This window comes from Robiginitalea sp., assembly GCF_049588695.1.
Lineage (GTDB): Bacteria > Bacteroidota > Bacteroidia > Flavobacteriales > Flavobacteriaceae > Robiginitalea.
The window spans coordinates 1-2,711 of the sequence record NZ_JBAVZJ010000187.1; the positions used below are offsets into that span (position 1 = coordinate 1).

The 2,711-nt window shown below is 48.6% G+C and carries 3 protein-coding genes; all 3 read left to right on the top strand.

Going from position 1 to position 2,711, the window contains the following annotated elements:
• The coding region (locus WBV75_RS04555) for a pyridoxal phosphate-dependent aminotransferase (protein ID WP_424119468.1) at window positions 1–696 on the top strand (696 nt) is incomplete at its 5' end.
• 199 nt (window positions 697–895) lie between these two features.
• The gene (locus WBV75_RS04560) at window positions 896–1,096 is read left to right on the top strand and encodes a hypothetical protein (protein WP_424119469.1); all 201 of its coding nucleotides are present in this window, start codon (window positions 896–898) and stop codon (window positions 1,094–1,096) included.
• Window positions 1,097–1,492: 396 nt separating this feature from the next.
• A partial coding sequence (locus tag WBV75_RS04565) for an MFS transporter (RefSeq protein WP_424119470.1) occupies window positions 1,493–2,711 on the top strand: 1,219 nt, incomplete at its 3' end.

Consider the following 2,711-nt stretch of genomic DNA (forward strand, 5'->3'; position numbering starts at 1 on the left):
GTACATCGGGTTCCCCTGGATGAAACACTTACCCACGATCTGGACGCTATGGACCGCAGGGTTACGGGAAAAACCCGTTTGATCTTTATCTGTAATCCAAACAATCCTTCGGGAACCCTTCTCGATGCCGGCAGGCTGCGTGATTTTTGCAGTTCCACCGCGTCAAAAGCGGTTGTATTCAGCGATGAGGCCTATTACGACTATATCACCGAACCCAACTATCCTTCCATGACCGGCCTGGTCCGTGAAGGCTACAATGTTATAGTCTCCAAGACTTTTTCTAAAGTATACGGCCTCGCTGGCCTTCGAATCGGATACCTGGTAGCGCGTCCGGATATCGCGAAAAGGCTGAAGGATTCCCTGATGGCGAATACCAATACCCTGGCCATAATGGCGGCACGTCAGGCTTTGGCAGATACCGACTTTTATAAATTCAGTCTGGCCCAAAACGAGAAGTGCAAAAGCATGATCTACAATCAGCTCGACCAAATGAATATCGAATACATCCGTTCGCATACCAACTTTGTATTTTTCAGAAGCGGAATGCCTGTCGACAAGCTTATTGGAAAAATGGGGGCTGAAGGCGTTCAAATTGGTCGCCCCTTCCCTCCCCTACTCGATTGGGCGCGTATTAGTACCGGGAAGATAGAGGAGGTGGAGGCATTTAATGCGGGCTTAAAACGCGTGCTGACATAAGTTGCTCAAGGGCATTTGGCCACATGGCGCCTCTATATCCTTTGGGAGACGGGCCTTGATAAAAATACTGATAGGCGTCTGTGTTGAAATCCCTCCTATCGATGCTCAGGACGGAATCACCCATCAACCCCAGGTAAGAAGCCTTGGCTGACCTATGTTACATAACTTCGACATATCTAACCTTTAAATACAAAACGCTATGGGAATTTTTTGGGATTTACTTCAACAAGATGAATTGGACAAACAAGAAAAAAAGGCCGATAATCTTGAGGAACGCGTAGCCCAACTCGAAAAGCAACAGGAACACACCCGAGCCCAGCTCCGAAAAACCCTGGAAGCCCTGGAAGAACACTTGTCCAGGGATATTGACGGCGATGGAATAACGGGCCGCACCACCTGACATTTTAATAATTCCGTTCTTTTGGAAGCTGTCGATATCATATCGTTGATTGCGATTATCCTATTTGCACGGCTCGGGATACGCCTGCTAATACGTTATCGCCAAACCTTTCGAAAAGAGGATAAGGAAAAGAATACCGAGTCCTGAGGTGATTATCGGCCGGGATATATGGGAACATCTTATTCTTTAAGAACACTTTGGGTAAGAGCGTGATATCATTCACAAGCGGCACACGTATGAACTGGAACCTATACTCCCAACTACGGGTTTTACCCGGATACTTAATTATGGAAAAATAATTACGTTAACTTTAGCCACACAAATTTTTCGGGGTGTTCAGTTTCCAAGGCAGAAACGCAGTTTTTTCAATACCCTGAATATGCAAACCCCTGATGCATGCCGTCTGGTAAAGCACAAAGAACTCCCTGGTATTTCCTGGTCCTGCTGATTCTTGCAGGCGAATCTGTTTTTATCCTGCCCTTTGTTTTAGCGCGCGTCTTTCGGCCCACCGTACTTGAATCCTTCAGGCTGGATAATACCGAACTCGGGCTTTGCTTCTCCATTTACGGCATTGTGGCTGTTATATCCTATCTTTTCGGCGGGCCCCTGGCCGATCGCTTTCCACCACGGAAGCTCATTGCTTCCGGCCTTTGGATGACTGCTCTCGGGGGCCTGCTATATGCCACTTTTCCAGGGTTTCAGACTTTGCAGATTTTGTACGGTTACTGGGGGTTTACCACCATTTTTTTGTGCTGGGCTCCTATGATCAAGGCGACCAGGATCTGGGGAGGTACTACCTCCCAGGGAAAAGCTTTTGGTTTTCTGGATGGGGGACGCGGACTTGTAGGCGCCCTTTTCGGGGCGATGGGTGTTTTTGTTTTTTCCTTATTCCTTGGGTCGCAAATCGCCGAACCAACCCTCGCTGAAAACCGGGATGCCTTCAGGTATGTCATACTGGTTTCATCCGGTATAGTGAGTGTTGTCGGGGTGCTGGTTTGGGTTTTCATGCGACTGGATCCCAAACGTGAGAAGGCCATTGTCCTCGAGCAGATATCCATCCCCCAAATTAAACAGGTCCTTAGGTTGCCCTCGGTTTGGCTTCTAATGGTCATCATCCTTTGCGCCTATGTCGGTTACAAGATTACGGATGTCTTTTCCCTCTATGCCCAGGATGTGATGGAGTACGATCAGGTGGCATCTGCACAGGTAGGGATGGTATTGCTTTTTATTCGTCCGCTCATCGGTGTGCTTATCGGCATACTCGCAGATCGCACCCAGACAACGTTTTGGCTGCTTGTGAGCTTCGTAATTTCTTTTTTCGGCGCCTTGCTTTTTGCCAGCGGGATCATTTCTGCATCTTCCACCTTGTTGTTTTTCATCTCCATCACAGTAGTCGCTACGGGGGTGTACGCTGCCCGTTCCCTCTATTTTGCAGTGATGGAGCGCGGGAAGATTCCACTGGTCCTTACAGGTACGGCGGTAGGTCTGATATCGCTTGTCGGTTATACACCAGATATCTTTGCAGGCCCGGCAATGGGCGTCCTGCTCGATCGTTCTCCGGGCGAGGCCGGGCATCAGGATGTATTTTGGATGCTAGCGGTATTCTCTTTTATAG